Source organism: Streptomyces vulcanius (genome assembly GCF_042653945.1).
In the GTDB taxonomy this organism is placed as follows: domain Bacteria; phylum Actinomycetota; class Actinomycetes; order Streptomycetales; family Streptomycetaceae; genus Streptomyces; species Streptomyces mangrovi.
The window spans coordinates 268,823-295,152 of the sequence record NZ_JBHSFK010000002.1 but is presented as its reverse complement, the minus strand read 5'-3'; the positions used below and the strand labels follow the sequence as shown (position 1 = coordinate 295,152).

The 26,330-nt window shown below is 70.2% G+C and carries 24 protein-coding genes; 13 read left to right on the top strand and 11 right to left on the bottom strand.

Going from position 1 to position 26,330, the window contains the following annotated elements; all coding sequences use genetic code 11:
* The first annotated feature begins 2 nt into the window (after positions 1-2).
* The 6 genes from ACFPIH_RS03765 (at position 3) to ACFPIH_RS03740 (ending at position 8,238) form a co-directional block, all read left to right on the top strand.
* Positions 3-1,112, top strand: coding sequence for an N-acetylmuramoyl-L-alanine amidase (locus ACFPIH_RS03765; protein ID WP_381168125.1), 1,110 nt, complete (start codon positions 3-5; stop codon positions 1,110-1,112).
* 73 nt (positions 1,113-1,185) lie between these two features.
* Positions 1,186-2,994: an ABC-F family ATP-binding cassette domain-containing protein gene (locus ACFPIH_RS03760; protein ID WP_381168123.1), complete on the top strand. Its 1,809-nt coding sequence runs from the start codon at positions 1,186-1,188 to the stop codon at positions 2,992-2,994.
* Between the two features lie 143 nt (positions 2,995-3,137).
* Complete coding sequence (locus ACFPIH_RS03755; protein ID WP_381168121.1) at positions 3,138-4,811, top strand: outer membrane protein assembly factor BamB family protein; 1,674 nt, start codon at positions 3,138-3,140, stop codon at positions 4,809-4,811.
* 55 nt (positions 4,812-4,866) lie between these two features.
* On the top strand, positions 4,867-6,891 hold the full coding sequence (locus ACFPIH_RS03750; RefSeq protein WP_381168119.1) for an outer membrane protein assembly factor BamB family protein: 2,025 nt from the start codon (positions 4,867-4,869) through the stop codon (positions 6,889-6,891).
* Positions 6,892-7,082: 191 nt separating this feature from the next.
* The gene (locus tag ACFPIH_RS03745; protein WP_381168117.1) at positions 7,083-7,763 is read left to right on the top strand and encodes a helix-turn-helix transcriptional regulator; all 681 of its coding nucleotides are present in this window, start codon (positions 7,083-7,085) and stop codon (positions 7,761-7,763) included.
* A 148-nt stretch (positions 7,764-7,911) separates the two neighbouring features.
* Complete coding sequence (locus tag ACFPIH_RS03740; RefSeq protein ID WP_381168115.1) at positions 7,912-8,238, top strand: hypothetical protein; 327 nt, start codon at positions 7,912-7,914, stop codon at positions 8,236-8,238.
* 86 nt (positions 8,239-8,324) lie between these two features.
* Here ACFPIH_RS03740 and ACFPIH_RS03735 read toward each other — a convergent pair whose 3' ends face one another.
* Positions 8,325-8,705 carry a hypothetical protein gene (locus ACFPIH_RS03735; RefSeq protein WP_381168113.1) on the bottom strand — a complete coding sequence of 127 codons (381 nt, stop codon included), beginning with the start codon at positions 8,703-8,705 and terminating at the stop codon, positions 8,325-8,327.
* A 25-nt stretch (positions 8,706-8,730) separates the two neighbouring features.
* A complete protein-coding gene (locus tag ACFPIH_RS03730) occupies positions 8,731-10,419 on the bottom strand; it encodes a sodium:solute symporter family protein (protein ID WP_381168111.1) in 1,689 nt (562 codons plus the stop codon).
* A gap of 90 nt (positions 10,420-10,509) precedes the next feature.
* On the opposite strand from ACFPIH_RS03730, the gene galT reads away from it, so the two are divergent.
* From galT to galK, 3 genes are read left to right on the top strand one after another with little or no spacing between them, the layout of a single operon-like run.
* Complete coding sequence (galT, locus tag ACFPIH_RS03725; protein ID WP_381168109.1) at positions 10,510-11,571, top strand: galactose-1-phosphate uridylyltransferase; 1,062 nt, start codon at positions 10,510-10,512, stop codon at positions 11,569-11,571.
* The gene (gene galE, locus ACFPIH_RS03720; RefSeq protein ID WP_381168107.1) at positions 11,568-12,548 is read left to right on the top strand and encodes a UDP-glucose 4-epimerase GalE; all 981 of its coding nucleotides are present in this window, start codon (positions 11,568-11,570) and stop codon (positions 12,546-12,548) included. The genes galT and galE overlap by 4 nt, the downstream gene beginning before the upstream one ends.
* Complete coding sequence (gene galK / locus ACFPIH_RS03715) at positions 12,548-13,711, top strand: galactokinase (protein ID WP_381168105.1); 1,164 nt, start codon at positions 12,548-12,550, stop codon at positions 13,709-13,711. The genes galE and galK overlap by 1 nt, the downstream gene beginning before the upstream one ends.
* Positions 13,712-13,772: 61 nt before the next feature.
* Here galK and ACFPIH_RS03710 read toward each other — a convergent pair whose 3' ends face one another.
* Positions 13,773-14,237 carry a GNAT family N-acetyltransferase gene (locus ACFPIH_RS03710; protein WP_381168485.1) on the bottom strand — a complete coding sequence of 155 codons (465 nt, stop codon included), beginning with the start codon at positions 14,235-14,237 and terminating at the stop codon, positions 13,773-13,775.
* Positions 14,238-14,502: 265 nt separating this feature from the next.
* Here ACFPIH_RS03710 and ACFPIH_RS03705 point away from each other — a divergent pair, with 265 nt between their 5' ends.
* Positions 14,503-15,270 (top strand): LuxR C-terminal-related transcriptional regulator, encoded by a 768-nt coding sequence (locus tag ACFPIH_RS03705; RefSeq protein ID WP_381168104.1) that lies wholly within the window; start codon positions 14,503-14,505, stop codon positions 15,268-15,270.
* Here the strand turns inward: ACFPIH_RS03705 and ACFPIH_RS03700 are convergent.
* The gene (locus tag ACFPIH_RS03700) at positions 15,229-15,726 is read right to left on the bottom strand and encodes a MarR family winged helix-turn-helix transcriptional regulator (RefSeq protein WP_381168102.1); all 498 of its coding nucleotides are present in this window, start codon (positions 15,724-15,726) and stop codon (positions 15,229-15,231) included. The genes ACFPIH_RS03705 and ACFPIH_RS03700 overlap by 42 nt on opposite strands.
* A 104-nt stretch (positions 15,727-15,830) precedes the next feature.
* Between ACFPIH_RS03700 and ACFPIH_RS03695 the strand changes: the two genes are divergently transcribed.
* Together ACFPIH_RS03695 and ACFPIH_RS03690 are read left to right on the top strand one after the other, a co-directional pair.
* Positions 15,831-16,637, top strand: coding sequence for a trans-aconitate 2-methyltransferase (locus ACFPIH_RS03695; RefSeq protein ID WP_381168100.1), 807 nt, complete (start codon positions 15,831-15,833; stop codon positions 16,635-16,637).
* A 54-nt stretch (positions 16,638-16,691) separates the two neighbouring features.
* Positions 16,692-16,865 (top strand): CsbD family protein, encoded by a 174-nt coding sequence (locus tag ACFPIH_RS03690; RefSeq protein ID WP_381168098.1) that lies wholly within the window; start codon positions 16,692-16,694, stop codon positions 16,863-16,865.
* Positions 16,866-16,878: 13 nt separating this feature from the next.
* Here ACFPIH_RS03690 and ACFPIH_RS03685 read toward each other — a convergent pair whose 3' ends face one another.
* Together ACFPIH_RS03685 and ACFPIH_RS03680 are read right to left on the bottom strand one after the other, a co-directional pair.
* Complete coding sequence (locus ACFPIH_RS03685) at positions 16,879-17,565, bottom strand: TetR family transcriptional regulator (protein WP_381168096.1); 687 nt, start codon at positions 17,563-17,565, stop codon at positions 16,879-16,881.
* On the bottom strand, positions 17,562-18,572 hold the full coding sequence (locus ACFPIH_RS03680) for an acyl-CoA desaturase (RefSeq protein WP_381168094.1): 1,011 nt from the start codon (positions 18,570-18,572) through the stop codon (positions 17,562-17,564). The genes ACFPIH_RS03685 and ACFPIH_RS03680 overlap by 4 nt, the downstream gene beginning before the upstream one ends.
* Positions 18,573-18,933: 361 nt before the next feature.
* Between ACFPIH_RS03680 and ppc the strand changes: the two genes are divergently transcribed.
* Positions 18,934-21,663 carry a phosphoenolpyruvate carboxylase gene (ppc, locus tag ACFPIH_RS03675; RefSeq protein WP_381168092.1) on the top strand — a complete coding sequence of 910 codons (2,730 nt, stop codon included), beginning with the start codon at positions 18,934-18,936 and terminating at the stop codon, positions 21,661-21,663.
* A gap of 47 nt (positions 21,664-21,710) precedes the next feature.
* Here the strand turns inward: ppc and ACFPIH_RS03670 are convergent, their stop codons facing one another.
* The 5 genes from ACFPIH_RS03670 to glmU all read right to left on the bottom strand — a co-directional run bounded on the left by ACFPIH_RS03670 (position 21,711) and on the right by glmU (position 26,298).
* On the bottom strand, positions 21,711-22,265 hold the full coding sequence (locus tag ACFPIH_RS03670; RefSeq protein WP_381168090.1) for a hypothetical protein: 555 nt from the start codon (positions 22,263-22,265) through the stop codon (positions 21,711-21,713).
* A gap of 42 nt (positions 22,266-22,307) precedes the next feature.
* Complete coding sequence (gene pth / locus ACFPIH_RS03665; protein ID WP_381168088.1) at positions 22,308-22,910, bottom strand: aminoacyl-tRNA hydrolase; 603 nt, start codon at positions 22,908-22,910, stop codon at positions 22,308-22,310.
* Between the two features lie 81 nt (positions 22,911-22,991).
* A complete protein-coding gene (locus tag ACFPIH_RS03660; RefSeq protein ID WP_381168086.1) occupies positions 22,992-23,585 on the bottom strand; it encodes a 50S ribosomal protein L25/general stress protein Ctc in 594 nt (197 codons plus the stop codon).
* A 208-nt stretch (positions 23,586-23,793) separates the two neighbouring features.
* A complete protein-coding gene (locus tag ACFPIH_RS03655) occupies positions 23,794-24,768 on the bottom strand; it encodes a ribose-phosphate diphosphokinase (RefSeq protein WP_381168084.1) in 975 nt (324 codons plus the stop codon).
* Between the two features lie 81 nt (positions 24,769-24,849).
* Positions 24,850-26,298, bottom strand: a complete 1,449-nt coding sequence (gene glmU, locus ACFPIH_RS03650; protein WP_381168082.1) for a bifunctional UDP-N-acetylglucosamine diphosphorylase/glucosamine-1-phosphate N-acetyltransferase GlmU — start codon at positions 26,296-26,298, stop codon at positions 24,850-24,852.
* Between the last annotated feature and the right edge of the window lie 32 nt (positions 26,299-26,330).

Sequence of the window (26,330 nt, the reverse complement as noted above, 5' to 3'; positions counted from 1 at the left end):
CCGTGTCCGAACCCCCCACCCCCTCGCACCGCAGGAAGCCGTCGCTCTCCCGTCGCGGCGCGATCGGCGCCGCCGGAGCGGTGGCAGCCGGTGCCGCGCTGACCCCGGTCGTCTTCGCGGCGAACGAGTCCGACGAGGCGGGCAACTCCTCGACCGACTCCGGAAGTTCCGGTACGAAGACCGAGAAGTTCCCCGCCACCCGGACCGAGGCCGCGACCGGCACCGACAGGACCACCACCGCCTTCGCCGCCTCCTACGTCGGGCTGCGCTGGACCGGCGCCCAGGACGGCGCCGGGATCCGGTTCACCGACGGCGGGGCATGGCAGGGGGTGACCGGCGGCTGCGCGACCGTCGACGGCGGAGGAACGGCGCTCGTCGTCGCGGGGAACGCCACCACCTACGAACTGAAGGTCCCGGACGGCGCGAGTGACGTGCGCTCGCTGGCGATCGACACCACGGACGGCCCCGACCGCGCCTTCCACGTCCCGTCGGAACCCACCCGCGTACGCGGCGTGCCCTATCTGCCGCGACCGGCGTGGGGCGCCGACGAGTCGAAGCGGTACAAGGACGGGAAGGTCAACTCGCCCGAGGTGTACTACCCGTTGCAGTCGATCACCGTGCACCACACGGACACGCCCAACGACGACCCCGACCCTGCCGCGACCGTCCGGGGCATCTACGAGTACCACGCGGTCACCCTCGACTGGGGCGACATCGGCTACCACTTCCTCATCGACGAGGCGGGCACGATCTACGAGGGCCGCTACTCCGGCGACGACGTCATCCCCGCCTTCGACCCGGACGGCAACGTCGTCACCGCCTTCCACACCGGCGGCTACAACTCCGGCAACCTCGGCATCGCCTTCCTCGGCACGCTGACGGACCGGCCGCCGACGGACGCGGCCAAGGCCGCGCTGATCCGGCTGATCAAGGTGATCTCCCGCTTCAAGGGTCTCGACCCCCAGGCGAAGATCACCTACACCAACCCGGTCAACGGCGTGACGAAGGACGTGACGACGGTCGGCGGCCACCGCGACTACCTGCAGACCGAGTGCCCGGGGCAGACGATGTACGACCTCCTCGACGAGGTCCGGGCGGCGGCAGCCCGCTGACCTGCGGGGGATCGGTCACCTACCCGCGCCCACTAGGCTGGGAGGCTGACCGATCCCCCCTGGCAGGAGAAAAATGGCCGTCAATCTGGTCAATGTCGAGAACGTCAGCAAGGTGTACGGGACCCGTGCGCTGCTTGACGGCATCTCGCTCGGCGTGTCCGAAGGGGACCGGATCGGTGTCGTCGGGCGCAACGGCGACGGCAAGACCACGCTGATCCGCATGCTCGCCAAGCTGGAGGACGCGGACACCGGCCGGGTGACCCACTCCGGCGGGCTGCGCATGGGCGTGCTCACCCAGCACGACTCCCTCGACCCCGCCGCGACCGTACGGCACGAGGTCATCCGGGACCTCGCCGACCACGAGTGGGCGGGCAACGCCAAGATCAGGGATGTGCTGACGGGACTGTTCGGCGGCCTCGACCTGCCCGGTTTCCCGCAGGGGCTCGACACCGTCATCGGGCCGCTCTCCGGCGGTGAGCGCCGCCGTATCGCGCTCGCGAAGCTGCTCATCGAGGACCAGGACCTGATCGTCCTCGACGAGCCGACCAACCACCTCGACGTCGAGGGCATCGCCTGGCTCGCCGCCCATCTGCGGGCCCGCCGCTCGGCCCTCGTCTGCGTGACGCACGACCGCTGGTTCCTCGACCAGGTCTGCACCCGCATGTGGGACGTCCAGCGGGGCGACGTCCACGAGTACGAGGGCGGCTACTCCGACTACGTCTTCGCGCGTGCCGAGCGGGAGCGCATCGCCGCGACCGAGGAGGTCAAGCGGCAGAACCTGGTCCGCAAGGAGCTGGCCTGGCTGCGCCGAGGCGCCCCCGCGCGCACCTCCAAGCCCCGCTTCCGCGTCGAGGCCGCCAACGAGCTCATCAAGGACGTCCCGCCGCCGCGCGACAGCAGCGAGCTGATGAAGTTCGCCTCCTCGCGGCTGGGCAAGACCGTCTTCGACCTCAAGGACGTCTCCGTCCAGGCCGGTCCCAAGGTGCTCCTCAAGCACGTCACCTGGCAGCTCGGCCCCGGCGACCGCATCGGCCTCGTCGGCGTCAACGGCGCCGGGAAGACCTCCCTGCTGCGCGCCATGAGGGAGGCCGCGCTCAGCGAGGGCGAGGTTCAGCCCGTGGCCGGCCGGATCGCCGTCGGCAAGACCGTCAAGCTCGCCTATCTCTCCCAGGAGGTCGGCGAACTCGACCCGAACCTCCGCGTCCTGGAGGCCGTCCAGCGGGTGCGCGAGCGCGTCGACCTCGGCAAGGGGCGCGAGATGACCGCCGGGCAGCTGTGCGAGACGTTCGGCTTCACCAAGGAGAAGCAGTGGACGCCGGTCGGGGACCTGTCGGGCGGTGAGCGCCGCCGCCTCCAGCTGCTGCGGCTGCTGATGGACGAGCCCAACGTCCTCTTCCTCGACGAGCCCACCAACGACCTCGACATCGAGACCCTCAACCAGCTGGAGGACGTCCTCGACGGCTGGCCCGGCTCGATGATCGTCATCTCCCACGACCGGTTCTTCGTCGAGCGCACGACGGACCGGGTGTTCGCGCTGCTGGGCGACGCCAGCCTGCGGATGCTTCCGCGCGGCATCGACGAGTACCTGGAGCGCCGGGCGCGGATGGAGGAGGCCGCGGCGGCCTCCGCCCCCGCGGTCGCGCCGAAGCCGGCCACGACCGAGAAGAGCGCAGCCGACCAGCGCGCCGCGAAGAAGGAACTCCAGAAGATCGAGCGGCAGTTGGACAAGATCTCCGAGCGGGAGTCCAAGCTGCACACCCAGATCGCCGACAACGCCACCGACTTCGGGAAGGTCGCGAAACTCGACGCCGAGCTGCGCGAAGTCGCCGGCGAGCGCGAGGAACTGGAACTGCGCTGGCTGGAACTGGCCGAGGACGCGTAGCCGTGAAGGGTGCGTGAAGGCCCATAACAACGGCATCACGGGCTGGTCCTCCCTTGGGCACAGGGAGGATTCGGCCCGTTTGGCGTGCGCGCCGAATGATAGAAAGGGCTGGCTCAAAATCAGTTACAAGGGGGAACACGCTGATGGCCCAGCCGCCTGATCAGCCGCAACAGCCCGGGTTCGGCCCACCGCAGCCGCCGTCCCAGCCGGGTTACGGCTATCCGCAGCAGCAACCGCAGCAACCGGGCCCGTACAGCGCTCCAGGCCCGTACGGCACTCCGGGCCCGTACGCCCAGCAGGGCCCGTACGGACAGCCGTACGGCCCGCAGCCCGGCGGCTACGGCTACGGCCCCCCACCCCAGTCGCCACCCCCCGGCGGCTCCCGCAACCCCTTCAAGGGGCGGCCCGCGATGGTCGTCGGCGCGGCGGTGGCGGCGCTGCTGGTGATCGGCGGGGCGGCGTTCGCGTTCACGAGCGGCGGCGACGACGGCGACGACAAGAAGCCCGTCGCCGAGCAGAGCGACGGCAAGCCGAACGCGAGCGACAGCCCGGTCGACGCCGGTGACGGCAGCGGCGACGGCGCCCAGGAGAAGCGGGACTTCAACGCGGGCCGCAAGACGGGCGAGGCGAAGGTCCTCTGGTACAAGGAGGCGCCGGACACACCCGGCGACGGCGCCGACGCCCCCGGCATGTGGATCACGTCCAGTACGGCGGTGAAGGCGGCGTACAAGGAACTCGTCGCCTACGGCGTCGGCGACGGCCGCCCCGCCTGGGACACCCTCACCTTCCCCCAGCTGATCTGCGCGGTCACCCCGCAGAAGACGGCCGACGACAAGATCGTCGTGGCGTACATGAGCGGCACCAGCGACCGCGCCAAGTGCAACCTGCTCCAGCAGGTCGATCTCAACACCGGTGCCAAGGGCTGGACGGCGGAAGTCGCGGACGGCCAGCTCTTCGACAGCGTGGGGAGCAGCATCGAGCTCGCGCTCAGCGGCAACACGCTGATGGTGGGCCGCTCACAGTCGGGGACGGCGTACGACGTCCGCACCGGCAAGAAGCTGTACGACCACCAGCGCTACGGCGACGCGTGCTTCCCGTCGGGCTTCGCGGGCGGGACCCGGCTGATCGCGGTGGCGTCCTGCGACGCGACCAAGCCCGGCGAGCACGACGAACTCCAGGAACTGGACCCGGCCACCGGCAAGGTGAAGTGGACCCGGAAGTTCGACAAGGGGTGGACGGTCGAACGGACCTACTCCGTCGACCCGTTGGTGGTCTACAGCACCAACGACGACAAGAACAGCTGGAACATCTCCACCTTCAAGGCGAACGGTTCGCTGCGCTCCCAGGTCGGCTTCGACGAGAACTTCGCGCCCGACTGCGGCTGGGCCCTCCTCGGCGGCGACCTCACCGGCTGCCACGGCACCGCGTCCGACGCGAACACCCTCTATCTGCCGACCGAGGCGACGACCGGCGCGAACGAGATCGTCGCGATCGATCTCTCCACCGGCAAGGAGAAGTGGCGCGCGAAGTCACCCACGGACGAGTCGATGACGCCCGTGCGGATCGACGGCGGGGCGCTCGTGGCGTACGTCGAGCCGTCGTCGTCGGCCGGCGGCCGCGTGGTGTCCATCCCGGTGTCCGGCTCGGCCCACGCGCCGACGACACTCCTCCAACTCCCCGCGAGCACGGTCGACATCGAGGGCGGCTTCTCGTCCCGCGACCTCGCCTGGGCCGACGGCCGTTTCTACCTCTCCTCCACCCGGCTGACGGGCCAGGACGACACGAGGGAGAAACTGATGCTGGCCTACGGCAAGTGAGCCGACTCCCCGTCTTCCCGTCCCCGCCGCCCGCCTTGCCGAGGTGAACTCCCCCATGACCCAGCCCCCTCCCGACGCGAACACCCCACCCGAGCCGACGGAAGCCGACTCCACAACACCAGAGGGCTTCGGCGCCCCAGTGCCGCCCCCGGCGGGGGGTTTCGGCGCGCCGGTTCCTCCGCCCGCGGGGGGTTTCGGCGCCCCTCCTGCCCCGGCGGCGGGCGATCCCGGTGCTGCCGCTCCTCCGCCCGCGGGCGGCTCTGGCGGTGCCGTACCTCCGCCACCGGAGGGCTTCGGGGCGCCTGTGCCGCCCCCGGCGGGGGGTTTCGGCGCGCCGGTTCCTCCGCCCGCGGGCGGCTTCGGTGCACCCGTGCTGCCTGCGAACCCGGTAACTCCCCCCAATCAGGCAGGCGCCCCCCACCCGGCGGCGCCCCTCCCCCCGGCCAGCCCCGCGCAGCCTGGTTATGCCTACCCGCCGCCTCCCGCACCCCAGCCCGGCTACGGCTACCCGGCCGCCGCCCCCCAACCGCCGTACGGCGGCGCCCCGCAGCCCCCCTACGGGCAGGCCCCGCAGGCCCCGCAGCCCCCGTACGGGTACGGGTACCCGGGGCAGCCGACCGTTCCGCTGCAGTCGGCGCCGGCCGGCCGCACCGGTCGTAGGGTGAACGCGCAGTGGGCGATCATCGTCTCGGCCGTCGTGGCGATCGCGCTGATCGTCGGCGGTGGGGTCTGGTACTCGAAGTCCTCGGGCGGCGGCGGCAAGCAGGCCGACCCCACGGCCTCGGGCTCGCCCTCCGCCGACGGCAAGGACAGCGCCTCCAAGGGCACCGAGAAGGTGCCCGCCGACCCCTCCGCCAAGGCCCTCTTCCAGCTGCCGATGCCCACCGTCGCGAAGGACGACAGCGTGGCCATCGACGGCTCCTGGGTGACCGACAAGGCGTATGTGAAGACCGGTGTCGCCGAGATCGTCGGCTACGACCGTGACAAGGGCACCAGGCTGTGGACGGTGAAGCTGCCGGGCCCGGTGTGCGCGGCGAGCCGCAGGACGAACGACGACAACCGCACGGCGATCGTCTTCCAGCCGAAGATGCCCGCGAAGAACTCCACCGCCGGCTGCACCCAGATCTCCGCGATCGACCTGAACGCGGGCCGCAGCCTGTGGACGAAGACCGTCTCCTCCGGTGACACCGCGATCGACTTCGACAACGTCACCGTCAGCGCGAACACGGTCGCCGTGGGCGGCTCGGACGGCGGCGCCGCCTTCGACGTCACCGCCGGCGGGCTGCTGTGGAAGCCGAAGGCCTCCGACACCTGCTACGACGCCGGCTACGGCGGCGGCGCCAAGCTGGTCGCCGTCCGCAAGTGCGGTACGTACGACGCCCGCCAGCTGCACCTCCAGACCATCGACCCGACGTCCGGGAAGGTGCAGTCCGAGTACCTGCTGGGGACGGACATCGAGTACGCGGCCGTCGTGTCGACGGACCCGCTGGTCGTGGCCGCCGACGTCGGCGACGCCGCCGGTGACGGCAGCGGCATCTCGGACTTCTTCTCCATCGACAACGCGACCGGCAAGCTGCGCACCCGCATCTCCGCGCCGGGCGACGACTACGCCGCCGAGTGCGACACCATCTACCAGGTCGAGGCCTGCACGGGCCTGGTCGTCGGCAACGACCGCCTGTACATCGCGACCGAGGAGCACGAGTCCGGCGACGGCAGCGTGAACGAGGTCGTCGCCTTCGACCTGGCCACCGGCAAGCAGACCGGCCAGCGCGCCGACTCGGGGACGTCGTACACGCTCTACCCGCTGCGGATGGACGGCGGCAACCTGATCGTCTACAAGGAGCCGTCGTACGGCGAGGGCGGCCAGGTCGTCAGCATCGACGGCGCCTCCTTCAAGGAGACCAGGCTGCTGGAGAACACGGGCTCCGAGAAGGACAAGGAGATGGAGAGCGACATGTCCCCCGAGTACTCCGAGGTCCTGTACTCCCAGGGCCGGTTGTACATGGCGGAGACGTACGCGGACTCCTCCGACAGCGGCGACGCCAAGCACCTGGCGATCGCCTTCGGCACCGGCGGATGACCTGCGCGCACTTACCGCTCATCAACCTCGAACGTGAGGAATTTCGGCGATCCGGGCACTTCTCGCCGGTAGGGGGAGCGCAACGTCGAACAAGCGTGTAGCTTCCGGGGGCATGAAGGGCAGGGTCAGGGTGCCGGGGGGCACCCTTTGTCTGTAGCGCACGTGGTGGGGACTGGGGGGTGGTTTGCTCTATGGGAGTGCGGCTGATGGTGGTCGACGACCACCGCCTGCTCGCCGAGGCGCTGGCCTCGGCTCTGAAACTGCGCGGGCACCGGGTGCTCGCCGCGGCGGCCCCGGCCGCGGGCGCGGCGGAACTGGTGATCACCCGGGCACCCGAGGTGTGCCTGCTGGGTACGGCGGTCCCGGCCGAGCCGGGCATCTTCGACCCGGTGGTCCGCATCAAGCGGGAGCGCCCGCAGGTCGCGGTCCTGGTCCTGGGCCCGGTACCGAGCCCGCGCGGCATCGCGGCGGCCTTCGCGGCCGGCGCCTCCGGCTACGTACGCCACGACGAGCGTATCGAGGGCGTGGAGCGCGCCATCATGAAGGCGAGGGCCGGCGAGGCGGCGGTGGCCCCCCAGCTCCTCCAGGGCGCCTTCAGCGAACTCCTCAACCCGGCGGCGCAGCCGGACGACGAGGGCCAGCGCCTCCTCCAGATGCTCACCCCGCGCGAGGTGGAGGTCCTGGTCCGCGTCGCCGACGGCGAGGACACCCGCCTCATCGCCTCCGGCATGGGCATCGCCCCCTCCACGGCCCGCACCCACGTCCAGCGCGTCCTGATGAAACTGGGCGTCGGCTCCCGCCTGGAGGCAGCGGCCCTGGCCGCCCGCACAGGGCTGCTGGACCGCGCGGGGCCACTGCCTCACCACCCCTGACGCACAAGCAAGGACTCCACCGTCCCGACGGACCTTCCGCGAGGTCTGTCGGCGTGTGCGGATGCATAAGGGACAAACGTAAAATACGGTGCGTAATTGCAATGTTTCGTTCTGTAACGAGACACGACTCGGACAGAAAAGGAATGCAATGCGCAAGTTTCGCAACGCCGCTCTCGTGGCGGCCATGATCGGAACCCTCGGTCTCACCGGTGCGGGAGTCGCTTCCGCCACCAACGGTGCCGACGAGGGGGGCCGGCTCTGCCTTCAGGGTGCTGAGCAGGGCGACTCGAATCTCAACGTGGGCCTCATCAATCTCAACAACGTCCCCATCCTCAGCAGCCTGACGGAGCAGAGCGTGATCCAGCAGAGCTGCGTCAACGGGGACGCCAGCGGTACCGCCACGGGCGCCGGCCTGGAGGGGTCCTCGTCCGCCGGCGGGGTCCTCAACGGCCTCCTGGGCGGGCTCGGGGGCTGACCCCCCTGACACCCTGACACCCTGACATCGGACGGCTCCGGGATCCGTACCCGCGGATCCCGGAGCTGTTCCGCGTCCCCCCGGCGCTACTCGCCCCCCGGCCCGCGCCCCTCCACCGCCTCCGGCGGCAGCGTCGGCGCCGGATGGGCCGTCGGCCTCAGCCACAGCCACGCGAGGAAGAACAGGCCCAGCGCCAGCATCCCCAGCCCCGTCCACAGGTTGATGTTGATCCCCTGGGCCTTGTCGATCTCCGCGTCGCCGTCCGTGAGGCCGGTGATCGTGAGGATCACGCCGTACAGCACGAACAGGCCGCCGATGATGCGCCGCAGGTCGAAGATGCGGGCCGCGGTCTGGGACTTCTCCTCCAGCTCGGTGACCTCCCGCTGGACGTCCGCCTCGGAGTACCCCGCGCGCCGCAGCCGTTCGGCCGCCTCGGCCCGCTCTTCGGGTTCGAACTGCTCGGACATGTGTTCCCTCCTTTGGTGGGCGGGCTCAGAACGAGAACGGGATGTAGCAGGCGGCGGCCAGGATCACGGCCCCCCACCCCAGCAGCGCCGGCTTCCGGTACCACGCGTCGTCGCCCGCCGCCGGCGCCTCCGACATGCCGGGGGAGGTGGTGCCGTAGACCAACCCCTGGAGCTCGTCCGCCGGCTTCGGAGCCGTGAACAGGGACACGGCCACCATGACCACCGCGCCCGCCACGAACCCGGCGATCGCCGAGACGAAGTTCGCGCCCTGGTCGGTGGGGATGCCGATGATGTCCCTCTTGTAGAAGACGAAGTAGTTGATCATCGCCGCCGTGGTGCCCGCCAGCAGACCCCAGAAGCCCGACTTCTTCGACGCCCGCTTCCAGAACATCCCGACGATGAAGACGACGAACATCGGGACGTTGAAGAAGGAGAACAGCGTCTGGAGGTAGCTCATGATGTTGGAGAAGGAGGAGGCCAGGAAGGCGGTGCCGACGGATGCCGCGACGCCGATCGCCGTGATCAGGCGGCCGAAGCCGACGTAGTACGCGTCCTCCCGCTCCCGCACCACGTACCTCGCCCAGATGTCCGTCGTGAACACCGTGTTGAAGGACGAGATGTTCGCCGCCATGCCCGCCATGAACGCCGCCAGCAGACCCGTCACCGCGATGCCCAGGACGCCGTTCGGCAGGAGTTCCTGCATCAGGTACGGGATCGCGTCGTTGTACTGCAGGTCGGAACCCGACGTCCCGATCTTCGGGACCAGGACCGCCGCCACCAGCCCCGGGATCATCACCAGGAACACGATGAAGACCTTCGGGTACGCCGCGATGAGCGGGGTCCGCTGCGCCGCCGAGAGGTTCTTCGCGGACAGCGCCCGCTGCACCTCCGCGAAGTTCGTCGTCCAGTAGCCGAAGGACAGGACGAAGCCGAGCCCGAGCACGATCGTCAGCCAGTTCGCGCCCAGCGGGTTCGGGCTGCCGATGCCCGTGCCGCCCCACGCCGTCACGAAGTCGTCCCCGTGGGCCGCCGTCAGCTTGTCCGTGAGGCCGCCCCAGCCCCCCACCTTCTTCAGCCCCAGCACGGACAGCGGAATCAGCGCCGCCAGGATCACGAAGAACTGGAGCACCTCGTTGTAGATCGCCGAGGACAGGCCGCCCAGCGTGATGTACGCCAGGACGAAGAAGCCGGCCACGACGATCGCGACCCACTGCGGCCAGCCCAGCAGTGCCTCGACGACGATCGCCAGGGCGTACAGGTTCACGCCCGCGATCAGGATCGCCGCGAAGGCGAAGAGAGCCGAGCTCAGCAGGTGAGCGCCCTTGTCGAAGCGGAGGAGCAGGAACTCCGGGACCGAGCGGACCTTGCTGCCGTAGTAGAACGGCATCATCACCAGGCCGAGGAAGACCATGGCCGGGATCGCGCCGATCCAGTACCAGTGGACCGTGTACGCGCCGTACTGTGCGCTGTTCGCCGCCATGCCCAGGATCTCGGTCGCGGCCAGGTTGGCCGAGATGAAGGCGAGACCGGTGATCCAGGCGGGCAGGGAGCGCCCGGAGAGGAAGAAGTCGAGGCTGGTCTTCACCGAGCGCCGGGCGGCGAAGCCGATCCCGAGGACGACGACGAAGTAGATGCCGAGGATCGTGTAGTCGAGCGCGTTCGTGGGGAGCCGCAGCTCGGCCGCCAGGTACAGAGAACGTGAGGGAGTCTGCATCCGGAGCTCACCTTGTCTGAGGGCGTTCGGTAGTTTATGTTTCTATGTGTTCGGTTCTGTTGAAGTCATACTTGGCAATGGAGTGTCGCGGTGAAGAAGACCTCGACCCGCTTGGCCGACGGTCGTGAGCTCATCTACTACGACCTGCGGGACGACTCGGTGCGCGACGCGATGGACCGGCGTCCACTCGACCGCACCGTCACCACTTCGGAGGTACGCCGGGACCCGCTGCTCGGCGACTCGGTCGCGATCGCCTCGCACCGGCAGGGGCGGACGTACCATCCGCCGGCCGACGAGTGCCCGCTCTGCCCCTCCCAGGGCGACCGGCTCAGCGAGATCCCGGACTCGTCGTACGACGTCGCCGTGTTCGAGAATCGTTTCCCTTCCCTGGCCGGGGACTCCGGGCGCTGCGAGGTGGTCTGCTTCACCTCCGACCACAACGCGTCCTTCGCCTCCCTCACCGAGGAGCAGGTGGGGCTCGTCCTCGACGCCTGGACCGACCGGACCTCCGAGCTGTCGCATCTGCCCTCCGTTGAACAGGTGTTCTGCTTCGAGAACCGCGGTGCCGAGATCGGGGTGACCCTCGGACATCCGCACGGGCAGATCTACGCCTACCCGTTCACCACCCCGCGCACCGCCCTGATGCTGCGTTCACTCGCGACCCACAAGGAGATGACCGGCGGGGAGAACCTCTTCGACGCCGTCCTTGAGCGTGAACTCGCCGAGGAGCGGGTCGTCCTGGAGGGTGAACACTGGGTCGCCTTCGTGCCGTACGCCGCCCACTGGCCGTACGAGGTGCACCTCTACCCGAAGAGGCGGGTCCCCGATCTGCTCGGGCTCGACGCGGACGCGCGCACAGAGTTCCCCAAGGTCTACCTGGAACTCTTGAGGCGCTTCGACCGTATCTTCGGTGAGGGTGAACCGCCGACGCCGTACATCGCCGCCTGGCACCAGGCGCCGTTCGGGCAGCTGGAGGAGTTCGAGGGGGTCAACCGTGACGACTTCGCACTCCACCTGGAGCTTTTCACCATCCGCCGGACGTCCGGCAAGCTGAAGTTCCTCGCGGGCTCCGAGTCCGGCATGAACGTCTTCATCAACGACGTGCCCCCGGAGCGCGCGGCCGAGCGACTGCGAGAGGTAGCGAGTTCATGAGCAGCGGTAGCAGCGGGAAGTACCTGGTCACCGGCGGGGCCGGGTACGTGGGCAGCGTCGTCGCCCAGCATCTGCTGGAGGCCGGCCACGAGGTCGTCGTCCTCGACAACCTCTCCACCGGGTTCCGCGAGGGCGTCCCGGCCGGGGCCGCCTTCATCGAGGGCGACATCCGCGACGCGGCCAAGCACCTCGACTCCTCCTTCGACGCCGTACTCCACTTCGCCGCGTTCTCCCAGGTCGGCGAGTCCGTCGTCAAGCCCGAGAAGTACTGGGACAACAACGTCGGCGGGACCATGGCCCTGATCGGCGCCATGCGCGAGGCCGGTGTGCGCCGGCTCGTCTTCTCCTCCACGGCCGCCACCTACGGCGAGCCGGAGCAGGTCCCGATCGTCGAGACCGCCCCGACCAGGCCCACGAACCCGTACGGCGCCTCGAAGCTGGCGGTCGATCACATGATCACCGGCGAGGCCGCGGCGCACGGGCTGGGTGCCGTGTCCCTGCGGTACTTCAACGTCGCGGGCGCCTACGGGGAGTACGGCGAGCGGCACGCCCCCGAGACGCACCTCATCCCGCTCGTCCTCCAGGTCGCCCAGGGCCGCCGCGAGGCCATCTCCGTCTTCGGCGACGACTACCCGACCCCGGACGGCACCTGCGTACGCGACTACATCCACGTCGCCGACCTGGCCGAGGCCCATCTCCTCGCCGTCGCCGCGGCCAAGCCCGGCGAGCACCTCATCTGCAACCTCGGCAACGGCAACGGCTTCTCGGTCCGCGAGGTCGTCGAGACCGTCCGCGAGGTCACCGGGCACCCGATCCCCGAGGTCGTGGCCCCGCGCCGGGGCGGCGACCCGGCCGTCCTGGTCGCCTCCGCCCAGGCCGCCCGCGAGCGGCTCGGCTGGAACCCCTCCCGCGCGGACCTCTCGGGAATCGTCGCGGACGCCTGGCAGTTCGCCCAGCACATCGCAAGGGAGCAGTAGTGGGTTCGGAGCAGGTGCAGCACGTCCGGGACGCCTTCGAGGCCCTGTACGGCACGGAACCCGACGGCGTCTGGGCGGCGCCCGGCCGCGTCAACCTCATCGGTGAGCACACCGACTACAACGACGGCTTCGTGATGCCCTTCGCGCTGCCGCACACCGCGCTCGCGGCGGTCGCCCGGCGCGCGGACGGACGTCTGCGCCTGCACTCCGGCGACATCGAGGGCGGTGTGGCCGAGCTGGACCTGGCCGCGCTCGCCCCCGAGTCGGACGGCAACTGGACGGCGTACCCGGCGGGCGTCGTGTGGGCCCTGCGCGAGGCCGGCCACCCGATCACCGGCGCGGACGTCCACCTCACCTCCACGGTCCCCACGGGCGCGGGCCTGTCCTCGTCCGCGGCCCTGGAGGTCGTCGTCGCCCTCGCGCTCAACGACCTCTACTCCCTCGGCCTGCAACGCTGGCAGCTGGCCCGCCTCTGCCAGCGCGCCGAGAACGTCTACGTCGGCGCCCCCACCGGCATCATGGACCAGACGGCCTCCGCCTGCTGCGAGGCGGGCCACGCCCTCTTCCTCGACACCCGCGACCTCTCCCAGAAGCAGATCCCCTTCGACCTCGCCGCCGAAGGACTGCGCCTGCTGGTCGTCGACACCCAGGTCAAGCACGCCCACAGCGGCGGCGAGTACGGCAAGCGCCGCGCCGGCTGCGAGAAGGGCGCGGCCCTGCTGGGCGTCGACGCGCTGCGCGACATCCCGTACGACGACCTGGACGCGGCCCTGGCCCGCCTCGGCGACGAGGAGGAGGTCCGCCGCCTGGTCCGCCACGTCGTGACGGAGGACGCGCGCGTGCAGCGGGTCGTATCCCTCCTCGAGTCGGGTGACACCCGCGCCATCGGCCCGGTCCTCACCGAGGGCCACGCCTCCCTGCGCGACGACTTCCGCGTCTCCTGCCCGGAGCTGGACCTGGTCGTCGACACCGCCGTCGCCACCGGCGCCCTCGGCGCCCGCATGACCGGCGGCGGCTTCGGCGGCTCGGCGATCGTCCTCGCGGAGACGGCCGAGGTCGACACCCTCACCAAGGCCTTCGAAGTAGCCTTCGCCACAGCCGGCTACACGGCCCCCCGCATCTTCGAGGCGGTACCTTCCCCGGGCGCCCGCCGGGTGAACTGACCCTTCCTTTGCGCCCGTGCCGTCAGCCCCGTACGTCTGTGCGGGGCTGACGGTCTTTCCGTCACCCCAGCCGTTTCGTCAGCGTGTACTCCGTGACCCCCGGGGGGTAGTCCTCGATCACGCATGCCACCTTGTAGCCGAGGCGGCGGTAGAAGTCCGGGGCCTGGAAGTCCCAGGTCTCCAGGCGGGCCCGGTGGCAGCCGCGGGAGTGCGCCGCGATGTGTTCCGCTTCGGTGAGGAGGCGGGTGCCCAGGCCCCTGCCGCGGTGGCGTTCGTCGACCCAGAGGTGGGCGATGTGCAGCCAGGTCGTCCAGGTGTGGCCGACCAGGCCGCCGGCCAGTTCGCCGCCGGCGTCGGCGGAGTCGAAGGCCCAGACGTGCAGGGGGGTCTCGCGGCCGGCGGGGGTGCCGCGCAGGGCGCGCAGCACCGGGGAGGCCGCCGTGTCGGCGGCGAGGAGCCGGGAACGGAGAAGATCGCGCCGAGTCCTGTCGACTTCTGTCTCAAGGCGAAACATGCGGCACACCATAAACGCGCTGGCCAATCAGTTCTGCGTTTTGCCTTCCGCTGTCGGCCCACGGCCCTACCCTGTTGAAACAGCACCGGTGGGGGCCGGTGCTGATCAGGGGGCGAGACAGTCGGGTACGGCGCCCGCGGTGGGGGTAGCAGTCACAGCACGGCGGCGGCCGTGCGGCAGCGGCATCCCCTGCGGGCGTCGTATCCGCGCAGGTCATCGTTCTCCGGACCTTGGGGTGATCCCCTGCTCCGGCAAGGAGCTCGGGGAAGGGGGTTTCGTGGTTCGCATCCGAGTGCTGGTCGTCGACGACCACCGTATCTTCGCCGAGTCGCTCGCCGCCGCACTGGCGGCCGAGCCCGACGTCGACGTGTCCGCGGCCGGCAGCGGCCCGGCGGCACTGCGCAGTCTGGAGCGCGCGGCCGCCGAGGGGCGCCGCTACGACGTGCTGCTCGTCGACGCCGATCTGGGCGGGGGGCAGCCCGGCATACGGGCCGCCGTACCCGTGCAGGAGGTCGGTGAGGACGGGCTCGTCGACGGGATCTCGCTGGTCGCGGGGGTGCGCGCCACCCAGTCGCACGTCCGGATCGTCGTCCTCGCCGAGAAGGACGACCCGCGCCGCGCGGCCCTCGCGCTGCAGGCCGGGGCTTCCGGGTGGGTGGCGAAGGACTGTTCGCTGTCGCGGCTGCTGACGGTGATCCGCGGGGTGCTGCGCGAAGAGACCCACCTGCCGCCCGCCCTGCTCACCGGTGTGCTGCGCGAGCTGACCGCAGCCCGCAAGCACCGCACCGAGAGCGAGCGGCTCGTCGAGTCCCTGACGCCGAGGGAGCGGGAAGTGCTGCGCTGCATGGTCGCGGGGCTGGGCCGCAAGGCCGTCGCCGAGCGGCTCTTCCTCTCGCCGCACACCGTCCGCACGCATATGCAGAACGTCCTGGGAAAGCTGGGCGTCCACTCGACCCTCGCCGCGGTCGCCCTCGCGCGCCGGGCGGGCGTCGGACCCGTGGACCTAGCCGGGGATGTTGTCGAACGGGGCGGTCAGCTGGCGTAGCAGCGAGGCCAGGTCACCGCGCTGGGCGCCGGAGAGTTCGGCGAGGATCGCCCGCTCCTGGGCGAGCAGCCCGGCGAGGGCCTGGTCGGCGCGGTCCTTGCCGTCGTCCGTGAGCCGGACCAGGACACCGCGGCGGTCGCTCGGGTCCGGCAGCCGTTCCACCAGGCCCTTCTTGGCGAGCCGGTCGATACGGTTCGTCATCGTGCCCGAGGTGACCAGGGTCTGCGTCAGCAACTGCCCCGGCGAGAGCTGATACGGCGCACCCGCGCGCCTGAGCGCCGTCAGGACGTCGAACTCCCAGGGCTCCAGCTGGTGCTCGGAGAACGCCAGCCGACGGGCGCGGTCCAGATGCCGGGCCAGTCTGCTCACCCGGCTGAGTACTTCCAGCGGCTCCACGTCGAGGTCCGGGCGCTCCCGGCGCCACGCTGCGACCAGCCGATCGACCTCGTCCTCCATGGCGATCAGTGTAGTGGTTGTGTCGACGTGAAGTCTCTTGATGTCGATTTAATTAGGATCAAGTCTCTTGACGTCGAGATAAAGAGAAGGGGAAAGTTACGGGCATGACCACCAACCCCTCCTGGGACCCCGCCCAGTACCTCCGTCACGCCGGCCATCGCGCCCGCCCCTTCGCCGACCTCCTCGCCCGCCTCCCCGACCTGCCCGGTGACCCGCCCCGCGTCGCCGACCTCGGCTGCGGACCCGGAAACCTCACCGCCGTCCTCGCCGGCCGGCTGCCCGCCGCCCGCGTCACCGGCTACGACAGCTCGCCGCAGATGCTCGCCGACGCGGAGGCGTACGCCGGCGCACGCCTCGACTTCGCGTACGCCGACCTCACCACCTGGACGCCGGACGAGACCTACGACCTGCTGGTCTCCAACGCCGCGCTGCAATGGGTCCCCGGCCACCTCGACGCCTTCCCCGCCTGGCTCGACGGCCTCGCACCCGGCGGCGCCTTCGCCTTCCAGGTGCCGTACAACATCGACGCCCCCCTGCACGCCCTCATGCGCGAACTCGGCAACACGCCCCGCTGGAAGCCCAGGCTCGGCAGCGTGCTGCGCCACGAGGACTCCGTGCACGCCCCCGGCGTCTACCTCGACCGGCTGGCCCGCCTCGGCTGTACGGCCGACGTCTGGACGACCACGTACCAGCACGTCCTGCGGGGCGAGGACCCCGTCCTCGACTGGGTCAAGGGCACCGGTCTGCGCCCCGCCCTCGACGCCCTCGCCGACGACCCCGAGGCGCGGGACGCCTTCGTCACCGAGTACCGCGACCTCCTCCGCGAGGCCTACCCGAGCGCCGAGTACGGCACGGTCCTGCCGTTCCGCAGGCTGTTCGCGGTGGCGCGGAAGGGAGAGCCCACCGTTTGAACGACGGGGCCACGGTCACTCGGAGCCGAAACGGACCCGCAGGGAGTGATCCACGTGGCGAAGGAACAGAAGGCCAAGGCGAAGAAGGAACAGCTCAAGGGCAAAACCAAAGAGGCCGCCGGCAAGGTGACGCGCAACCTGCCGCTGGAGGCGGAGGGCCGCGCCGAACAGGCCAAGGGCGACGCCCGCCAGGCCAAGGAGAAGGCCAAGGACACCTTCAAGCACTGAGGCGCTGAGGGATTCAGCTCTTCCGGCGCCCTATGAGACGCGGCTTGGCCTCCAGGCCGTCCATGCCGTGCCACGCCAGGTTCACCAGGTGGGCCGCCACCTCCGCCTTCTTGGGGCGCCGGACGTCCAGCCACCACTGGCCGGTCAGCGCGACCATGCCGACCAGGGCCTGGGCGTAGAGCGGGGCGAGCTTCGGGTCGAAGCCGCGGCTCTTGAACTCGCGGCCCAGGATGTCCTCCACCTGGGTCGCGATGTCCGAGATGAGCGAGGCGAAGGAACCGGTCGACTGGGGGATCGGGGAGTCGCGGACCAGGATGCGGAAACCGTCCGTGTACTCCTCGATGTAGTCGAGGAGCGCGAAGGCCGCCTGTTCGCACAGTTCACGGGGATGTCCGGCGGTGAGGGAGCTGGTCACCATGTCCAGCAGGCGCCGCATCTCGCGGTCGACGACGACCGCGTACAGGCCCTCCTTGCCGCCGAAGTGCTCGTACACCACCGGTTTGGACACCCCGGCCTTCGCCGCGATCTCCTCCACCGACGTGCCTTCGAAACCCTTCGCCGCGAACAGGGTGCGACCGATCTCCAGCAGCTGCTGACGCCGCTCCGCCCCCGTCATACGGGTACGACGCGCACGCCGCGGCTTTGCTTCGCCGCCGGGACTGGAGGTGCTGCTGGAGTCGGTCGCCACGCCGTCAATCATGCCGTCTTCGCGGTCGCCTTCCGGCGCCCGGAGCCGTCCTCGTCCGTGTTACGGCGCGAATCGATACGCGAGCGTGACGGCCAGCGGACGTCGTAGGCCCACCCGAGCAGCTCGAACCAGCGGATGAACCGGGCCGAGGAGTCCAGCTGACCGCGCTGCACCCCGTGCCGAGCCGACGTCGGGTCGGCGTGGTGCAGGTTGTGCCAGGACTCGCCGCAGGACAGGATCGCCAGCCACCACACGTTGCCGGAGCGGTCCCGCGACTTGAACGGCCGCTTGCCCACCGCGTGACAGATCGAGTTGATCGACCAGGTGACGTGGTGCAGCAGGGCCACCCGCACCAGCGAGCCCCAGAAGAACGCCGTGAACGCGCCCCACCAGGACATCGTCACCAGACCGCCCACCAGCGGCGGGATCGCCAGGGAGACGACCGTCCAGACGATGAACTGACGGGAGATCGCGCGGATCGCGCCGTCCTTGATCAGATCCGGCGCGTACTTGTCCTGCGGAGTCCGCTCCTCGTCGAACATCCAGCCGATGTGCGCCCACCACAGGCCCTTCATCAGCGCCGGGAGCGTCTCGCCGAACCGCCACGGAGAGTGCGGGTCGCCCTCCGCGTCGGAGAACTTGTGGTGCTTGCGGTGGTCCGCCACCCAGCGGACCAGCGGGCCCTCCACGGCGAGCGACCCCATCACCGCAAGCGCGATCCGCAGGGGACGCTTCGCCTTGAAGGAGCCGTGGGTGAAGTAGCGGTGGTAACCGATCGTGACGCCGTGGCAGCCGAGGAAGTACATGAGGACCAGCAGACCGAGGTCCAGCCAGCTCACACCCCAGCCCCAGGCCAGCGGCACCGCCGCGAGCAGCGCCAGGAACGGGACGACGATGAACAGCAGCAGGGCGATCTGCTCCAGCGAACCTTTGCGTTCGCCACCGAGCGTCGCGGAGGGGAGTGGAGGGCCGTCGTTCGCCTTCGGGGCGTCGTCGATCACATCCGAGCTCGTGGTCATGGGGCGTCCCCTGGGGGGTTCGAGGGTTTTGTGGCAGGTTGCCTGGTCACAGCGAACAGAAGGGGAAGACGACCCGTACAGCTTCGTACGGCTTCGTACAGCTTTGAACGACTTCCCGATGGTTCTCAATGATTCCTACGGTTCCGTAACCTACGGCATCGTAAGTATGGCAGTGCCCCGCCCTGCGGCAAGAGGCCCAAGAGTCTGCGCGTCAGACCCGGCACCTATCCTTGGAACCGGTCGGACAGCGCGGTCCGCTCTCTTTTCTTCCCGGATGTCCGGCCCGTATGCGGCAGCCACCGCGCGGACGGTCACCGGGTTCCCTCCCGGACGAGCTTCAACACTGCAAGGAGCCGCACCTGTGAGCAGTGCCGACGACCAGACGACGACCAGCCCCGAGCTGCGCGCCGACATCCGCCGACTGGGTGACCTCCTCGGGGAGACCCTCGTCCGGCAGGAGGGTCCCGAGCTCCTCGACCTGGTCGAAAAGGTCCGCCGCCTCACCCGTGAGGACGGCGAGGCCGCCGCGGAACTGCTGCGCGGCATCGAACTGGAGACCGCCGCCAAGCTGGTCCGCGCCTTCTCCACCTACTTCCACCTGGCCAACGTCACCGAGCAGGTGCACCGGGGCCGCGAGCTGCGCGCCAGGCGCGCCGCCGAGGGCGGCCTCCTCGCCCGCACCGCCGACCGCCTCAAGGACGCCGACCCCGAGCACGTCCGCGAGACCGTCCGCCACCTGAACGTCCGCCCGGTGTTCACGGCGCACCCCACCGAGGCCGCGCGCCGGTCGGTACTCAACAAGCTCCGGCGCGTCGCCGCGCTTCTGGAGACCCCCGTCATCGAGGCCGACCGCCGGCGCCACGACACCCGCCTCGCCGAGAACATCGACCTGGTGTGGCAGACGGACGAGCTGCGCGTCGTACGCCCGGAACCGGCCGACGAGGCCCGCAACGCCATCTACTACCTCGACGAACTCCACGTCGGCGCGGTGGGCGACGTCCTGGAGGACCTCACCGCCGAACTGGAGCGTGTCGGCGTCCGCCTCCCCGAGGAAACCCGCCCCCTCACCTTCGGCACCTGGATCGGCGGCGACCGCGACGGCAACCCCAACGTCACCCCCCAGGTCACCTGGGACGTCCTGATCCTCCAGCACGAGCACGGCATCAACGACGCCCTGGAGACGATCGACGAGCTGCGCGGCTTCCTGTCGAACTCCATCCGCTACACCGGGGCCACCGAGGAACTCCTGGAGTCGCTGAAGAGCGACCTCGAACGGCTGCCCGAGATCAGCCCCCGCTACAAGCGCCTCAACGCCGAGGAGCCCTACCGGCTCAAGGCCACCTGTATCCGGCAGAAGCTGGAGAACACCAAGCAGCGCCTCGCCAAGGGCACCCCGCACGCTCCCGGCCGCGACTACCTCGGCACGAGTGAGCTGCTGGAGGACCTGACGCTGATCCAGACCTCCCTGCGCGAACACCGCGGCGGGCTCTTCGCCGACGGCCGGATGAACCGCACCCTGCGCACCCTCGCCGCCTTCGGCCTCCAGCTCGCCACCATGGACGTCCGCGAGCACGCCGACGCCCATCACCACGCCCTCGGCCAGCTCTTCGACCGTCTCGGCGAGGAGTCCTGGCGCTACGCCGACATGCCCCGCGAGTACCGTACGAAGCTCCTCGCCAAGGAACTGCGGTCCCGCAGGCCGCTCGCGCCCGTGCCGGCGCCCGTCGACGCGGCCGGTGAGAAGACCCTCGGCGTGTTCGGGACGATCAAGCGGGCGCTCGCCGTCTTCGGACCCGAGGTCATCGAGTCGTACATCATTTCGATGTGTCAGGGAGCCGACGACGTCTTCGCCGCGGCCGTCCTCGCCCGCGAGGCCGGACTGATCGACCTGCACGCCGGCTGGGCCAGGATCGGCATCGTGCCCCTCCTGGAGACCACCGACGAGCTCAAGGCCGCCGACACCATCCTCGAGGAGATGCTCGCCGACCCCTCCTACCGGCGGCTCGTCGCCCTGCGCGGCGATGTCCAGGAGGTCATGCTCGGCTACTCCGACTCCTCCAAGTTCGGCGGCATCACCACCTCGCAGTGGGAGATCCACCGCGCCCAGCGCCGGCTGCGCGACGTCGCCCACCGCTACGGCGTCCGGCTCCGGCTCTTCCACGGCCGCGGCGGCACCGTAGGGCGCGGCGGCGGCCCCTCCCACGACGCGATCCTCGCCCAGCCCTGGGGCACCCTGGAGGGCGAGATCAAGGTCACCGAACAGGGCGAGGTCATCTCCGACAAGTACCTCATCCCCTCCCTGGCCAGGGAGAACCTGGAACTGACCGTCGCCGCCACCCTCCAGGCCTCCGCCCTGCACACCTCCCCCCGCCAGTCCGACGAGGCCCTCGCCAGCTGGGACGCCGCCATGGACGTCGTATCGGACGCGGCGCACGCGGCCTACCGCGAACTCGTCGAGGACCCCGACCTGCCGTCGTACTTCTTCGCCGCCACCCCCGTCGACCAGCTCGCCGATCTGCACCTCGGGTCGCGGCCCTCGCGCCGGCCCGACTCCGGCGCCGGGCTCGACGGACTGCGCGCCATCCCCTGGGTGTTCGGCTGGACCCAGTCCCGGCAGATCGTCCCCGGCTGGTACGGCGTCGGCTCCGGCCTGAAGGCACTGCGGGAGGCCGGTCTCGACGGTGTCCTCGACGAGATGCACCAGCAGTGGCACTTCTTCCGCAACTTCGTCTCCAACGTCGAGATGACCCTCGCCAAGACCGACCTGCGGATCGCCCAGCACTACGTCGACACGCTCGTCCCCGACCACCTCAAGCATGTCTTCGACCGCATCAGGGCCGAGCACGAACTCACCGTCGCCGAAGTCCTGAAGATCACCGGCGAGCGTGAACTGCTGGACGCGACCCCCGTCCTCAAGCAGACCTTCGCCATCCGCGACGCCTACCTCGACCCGATCTCCTACCTCCAGGTCACGCTGCTCAAGCGCCAGCGCGACGCGGCGGCGGCCGGCGCGGAACCCGACCCACTGCTCGCCCGGGCACTCCTGCTCACCGTCAACGGCGTGGCGGCGGGCCTGCGCAACACCGGCTGAACCGACCCTGAGGGTGCCTCTCCGGGGGCACCCTCAGACCGTCATGCTCAGACCGTCGCCCACGCCGCCGTCAGCAGTGCCACCCCGGACCCCGCCAGCACCCACCCCACCCGCGGCCGTCCCAGCCCGCCCGCCACCAGCACCGACGCGAGCAGCAGCGCGCCGCCCAGCGGCACCCACGCGTACAGCACCCCCGCCGGACCCGACCGCACCACCTCGTCGCCGTCCGGCTTCACGACCACCGCGTACGTCCGGCCTTTCTTCACGGCCACCGACTTCTCGATCACCACACGCGCGCGTGGCGTCGATCCCGCCGACAGCGGCGTGTACGGCCCCGTGCAGGTCTCGGCGCCGCACCGCGTCACCTCGATCGTGCCCCGCTCCCGCCCCTTCGTCAGCATCACCTGCTGCGCCGTACCCCACGAACCCCACACCCCGGCGAACAGGATCAGCGCGGCGAGCAGGCCCGTCACCGCGAGTCGCCCGAAACGCAGGGCGGCGCCGGGGGCCTTGGCCGTACGGCCCTTGGAGCCGTTGGAGCCCTTACGGACCTTCCTACGGCGATGGGACGAGGCTGCGGTGGCAGGCATGGCGGGGATCATTGGCCATGTCCCCGCACACGGTCAACCCGAGGGGGCGACACGTCACGAGTTGTACGTACTCTGCGCCCGCTCCAGGCCCTCGGTCACCAGAGACTCCACCGCGTCCGCCGCCCGGTCCACGAAGTAGTCCAGCTCCTTGCGCTCCGCCGACGAGAAGTCCTTCAGCACGAAGTCGGCCACCTGCATACGACCCGGAGGCCGCCCGATCCCGAACCGCATCCGGTGGTACTCGGGACCCATCGCCTTCGTCATCGACTTCAGACCGTTGTGCCCGTTGTCCCCGCCGCCCAGCTTCAGCCGCATGACCCCGTAGTCGATGTCCAGCTCGTCGTGCACGGCGACGATGTTCGCCACCGGCACCTTGTAGAAGTCCCGCAGCGCGTTCACCGGACCGCCGGACAGGTTCATGTACGACATCGGCTTGGCCAGGATCACCCGCCGGCCCGCGGGCCCGGGGGGACCGATCCGCCCCTCGACGACCTGCGCCTGCGCCCGGCCCGCCCGCTTGAACCTCCCCCCGATCCGCTCGGCCAGCAGATCGGCCACCATGAACCCGACGTTGTGCCGGTTCATCGCGTACTCGGGCCCCGGGTTGCCGAGCCCCACGATCAACCAGGGGGCACTCGCATCGGTCGTCACGTCCATGTCTCCTAGGTACACGTCGACGCACGCCAGCCGCTGCCCCCGTACGGGAACAGCGGCTGACCGGACGGTGAGGGGTGAGGATCAGGCCTCGGCGGCCTCTTCGCCCTCGGCGCCCTCCTCCGGGGCCTCCTCCGCCTGCGCGGCCAGCACCTGGAGGACGACGGTGTCGCCCTCGACGGCCAGCTTGGTGCCCTTCGGCAGGGCGATGTCCTTGGCGAGGATCGAGGCACCGGCCTCCAGGCCCTCCACGGACACCGTGACGGACTCGGGGATGTGGGTGGCCTCGGCCTCGACCGGCAGCGCGTTCAGGACGTGCTCCAGCAGGTTGCCGCCGGCCGCCAGCTCGCCCTCGGCGTGCACCGGGATCTCGACCGTGACCGTCTCGCCGCGCTGGACCAGCTGCAGGTCGACGTGCTCCAGGTAGCCCTTGATCGGGTCACGCACGACCGACTTCGGGATGGCCAGCTCGTTGCCCTTGCCGTCGATGTCCAGGGAGATCAGGACGTTCGGCGTACGCAGCGCCAGCAGCAGCTCGTGGCCCGGGAGGGTCAGGTGCAGCGGGGCCGAACCCCGCCCGTACAGCACGACCGGAACGTTGTTGTCCCGACGGATACGACGGGCCGCACCCTTGCCGAACTCGTTGCGGGTCACGGCGGCGAGCTTCACCTCGGACATACAGATCACTCCTCGTAGGTATCGCGAACGGATGGTTACCCGGCCACGAACGGCCTGCTACGAAGAGCGCGTCGATAACGGACCGCCGTACGCATGCGTACGGCCTCCCTCGCCGAGCAACTCGCGAAGTGTACTCGGCGGGGGAGGCCGCGGAAAAGTTGACCTTGAGCGCCCTCCGGGCGCGGGGCGATCAAGGCCGCACAGTGGCCTACTGCTCGTCGAACAGGCTCGTCACCGAACCGTCCTCGAACACCTCGCGCACCGCGTTGGCGATGGTCGGCGCGATGGAGAGGACCGTGATCTTGTCCACCGCCAGCTCACCGGGGGTCGGCAGGGTGTTGGTGAGCACGAACTCACTCACCTTGGAGTTCTTCAGCCGGTCCGCCGCCGGGCCCGAGAGCACACCGTGGGTCGCCGTCACTATGACGTCCTCCGCGCCATGCGCGAACAGCGCGTCCGCGGCGGCGCAGATCGTCCCACCGGTGTCGATCATGTCGTCGACCAGGACACAGACCCGGCCCTCGACCTCGCCCACGACCTCGTGGACCGTCACCTGGTTCGCCACGTCCTTGTCGCGCCGCTTGTGCACGATGGCCAGCGGCGCGCCCAGGCGGTCGCACCAGCGGTCGGCGACGCGTACCCGGCCGGCGTCCGGGGAGACGACCGTCAGCTTCGACCGGTCGACCTTCCGGCCGACGTAGTCCGCGAGGAGCGGGAGGGCGAACAGATGGTCCACGGGACCGTCGAAGAACCCCTGGATCTGGTCGGTGTGCAGATCGACGGTGAGCAGCCGGTCCGCACCCGCCGTCTTCATCATGTCCGCGATCAGCCGGGCCGAGATCGGCTCCCGGCCACGGTGCTTCTTGTCCTGCCGCGCATAGCCGTAGAACGGCACGATCACGGTGATCGAACGCGCCGAAGCCCGCTTCAGGGCGTCGATCATGATCAACTGCTCCATGATCCACTGGTTGATCGGAGCCGTGTGGCTCTGGATCACGAAGCAGTCGGCACCGCGCGCCGACTCCTGGTAGCGGACGTAGATCTCACCGTTGGCGAAATCGAAGGCCTTCGTCGGGACAACCCCGACACCCAGCTGGTGGGCGACCTCCTCGGCAAGCTCGGGGTGGGCGCGGCCGGAGAAGAACATCAGCTTCTTCTCGCCGGTCGTCTTGATCCCGGTCACAGCACAGTCTCCTCAGAGGTCTCTCAAGGGTGCGGGTGTGCACTTATCACGGTACGCCGTGTCAGACGCACCCGTTTCCGGTCAGTCCTGGCCCTCGCCCTGCCGGGCAGCCGCCTCGGCCGCCTTCGCCGCGGCACTTCCCGGACGCTTGCGGGCCACCCAACCGTCGATATTCCGCTGCTGGCCGCGGGCCACGGCCAGTGAACCGGGCGGTACGTCCTTCGTGATCACGGACCCGGCGGCGGTGTACGCGCCGTCCCCGACCGTGACAGGCGCCACAAACATGTTGTCCGAACCCGTCTTGCAGTGCGACCCGACGGTGGTGTGGTGTTTGTCCTGTCCGTCGTAGTTCACGAAGACGCTCGCGGCACCGATGTTCGTGTACTCGCCGATGGTCGCGTCCCCGACGTAGGAGAGGTGCGGCACCTTCGTCCCCTCCCCGATGGAGGCGTTCTTCGTCTCCACATACGTGCCGATCTTGCTCTTCGCGCCCAGCCGCGTGCCCGGCCGGAGGTAGGCGTACGGCCCCACGGTCGCGTCCGCCCCGATGTGCGCGGAGTCGGACACCGTGTTGTCGACGCGCGCCCCGGCCCCCACGGACGTGTCCTTGAGGCGGCTGTTGGGCCCGACCTCGGCGCCTTCCCCGAGGTGGGTGGCGCCGTGCAGCTGGGTCCCGGGGTGGACGGTGACGTCCCGCTCGAAGGTGACGGTCACGTCGACCCAGGTCGTCGCCGGGTCGATCACGGTGACGCCGGACAGCATCGCGGCCGTCAGCAGCCGGTCGTTGAGGATCCGGCGGGCCTCGCTCAGCTGCACACGGTTGTTGATGCCGGCGATCTCGCGGTGGTCGCCGGCGACGGACGCCCCCACCCGGTGCCCGGCCTCGCGCAGAATCCCCAGGACGTCGGTCAGGTACTCCTCGCCCTGACTGTTGTCGGTCCGCACCTTCTTGAGCGCGTCGGCGAGCAGCGCGCCGTCGAACGCGAAGACACCCGAGTTGATCTCCCGGATCGCCCGCTGCCCGTCGGTCGCGTCCTTGTGCTCGACGATCGCGGTGACGGCACCGGAGGCCGCGTCCCGCACGATCCGCCCGTACCCGGTGGCGTCCGGCACCTCGGCGGTCAGCACGGTGACCGCGTTGCCGTCGGCGTGGTGGGTGGCGGCGAGGGCGGCGAGGGTCGCGCCCGTGAGCAGCGGAGTGTCCCCACAGACGACCACGACGGTCCCGTCCACACCTCCGCCGAGCCCCTCCAGGCCCATCCGTACGGCGTGCCCGGTGCCGTTCTGCTCCGCCTGGACGGCGGTGCGGACGTGCGGCTCGATGTCGGCGAGGTGCGCGGTGACCTTCTCTCTCGCGTGCCCGACGACGACGACCAGGTGCTCCGGGTCCAACTCGCGGGCGGCGGCCAGGACATGGCCGACGAGGCTGCGGCCGCAGATCTCGTGGAGAACCTTGGGTGTGGCCGACTTCATACGGGTGCCCTCACCCGCTGCGAGTACGACGACGGCTGCCGGGCGGTTGGCGCTCACGGAATTGCCCTTCGGCTGTGGTGGGGTGGAGA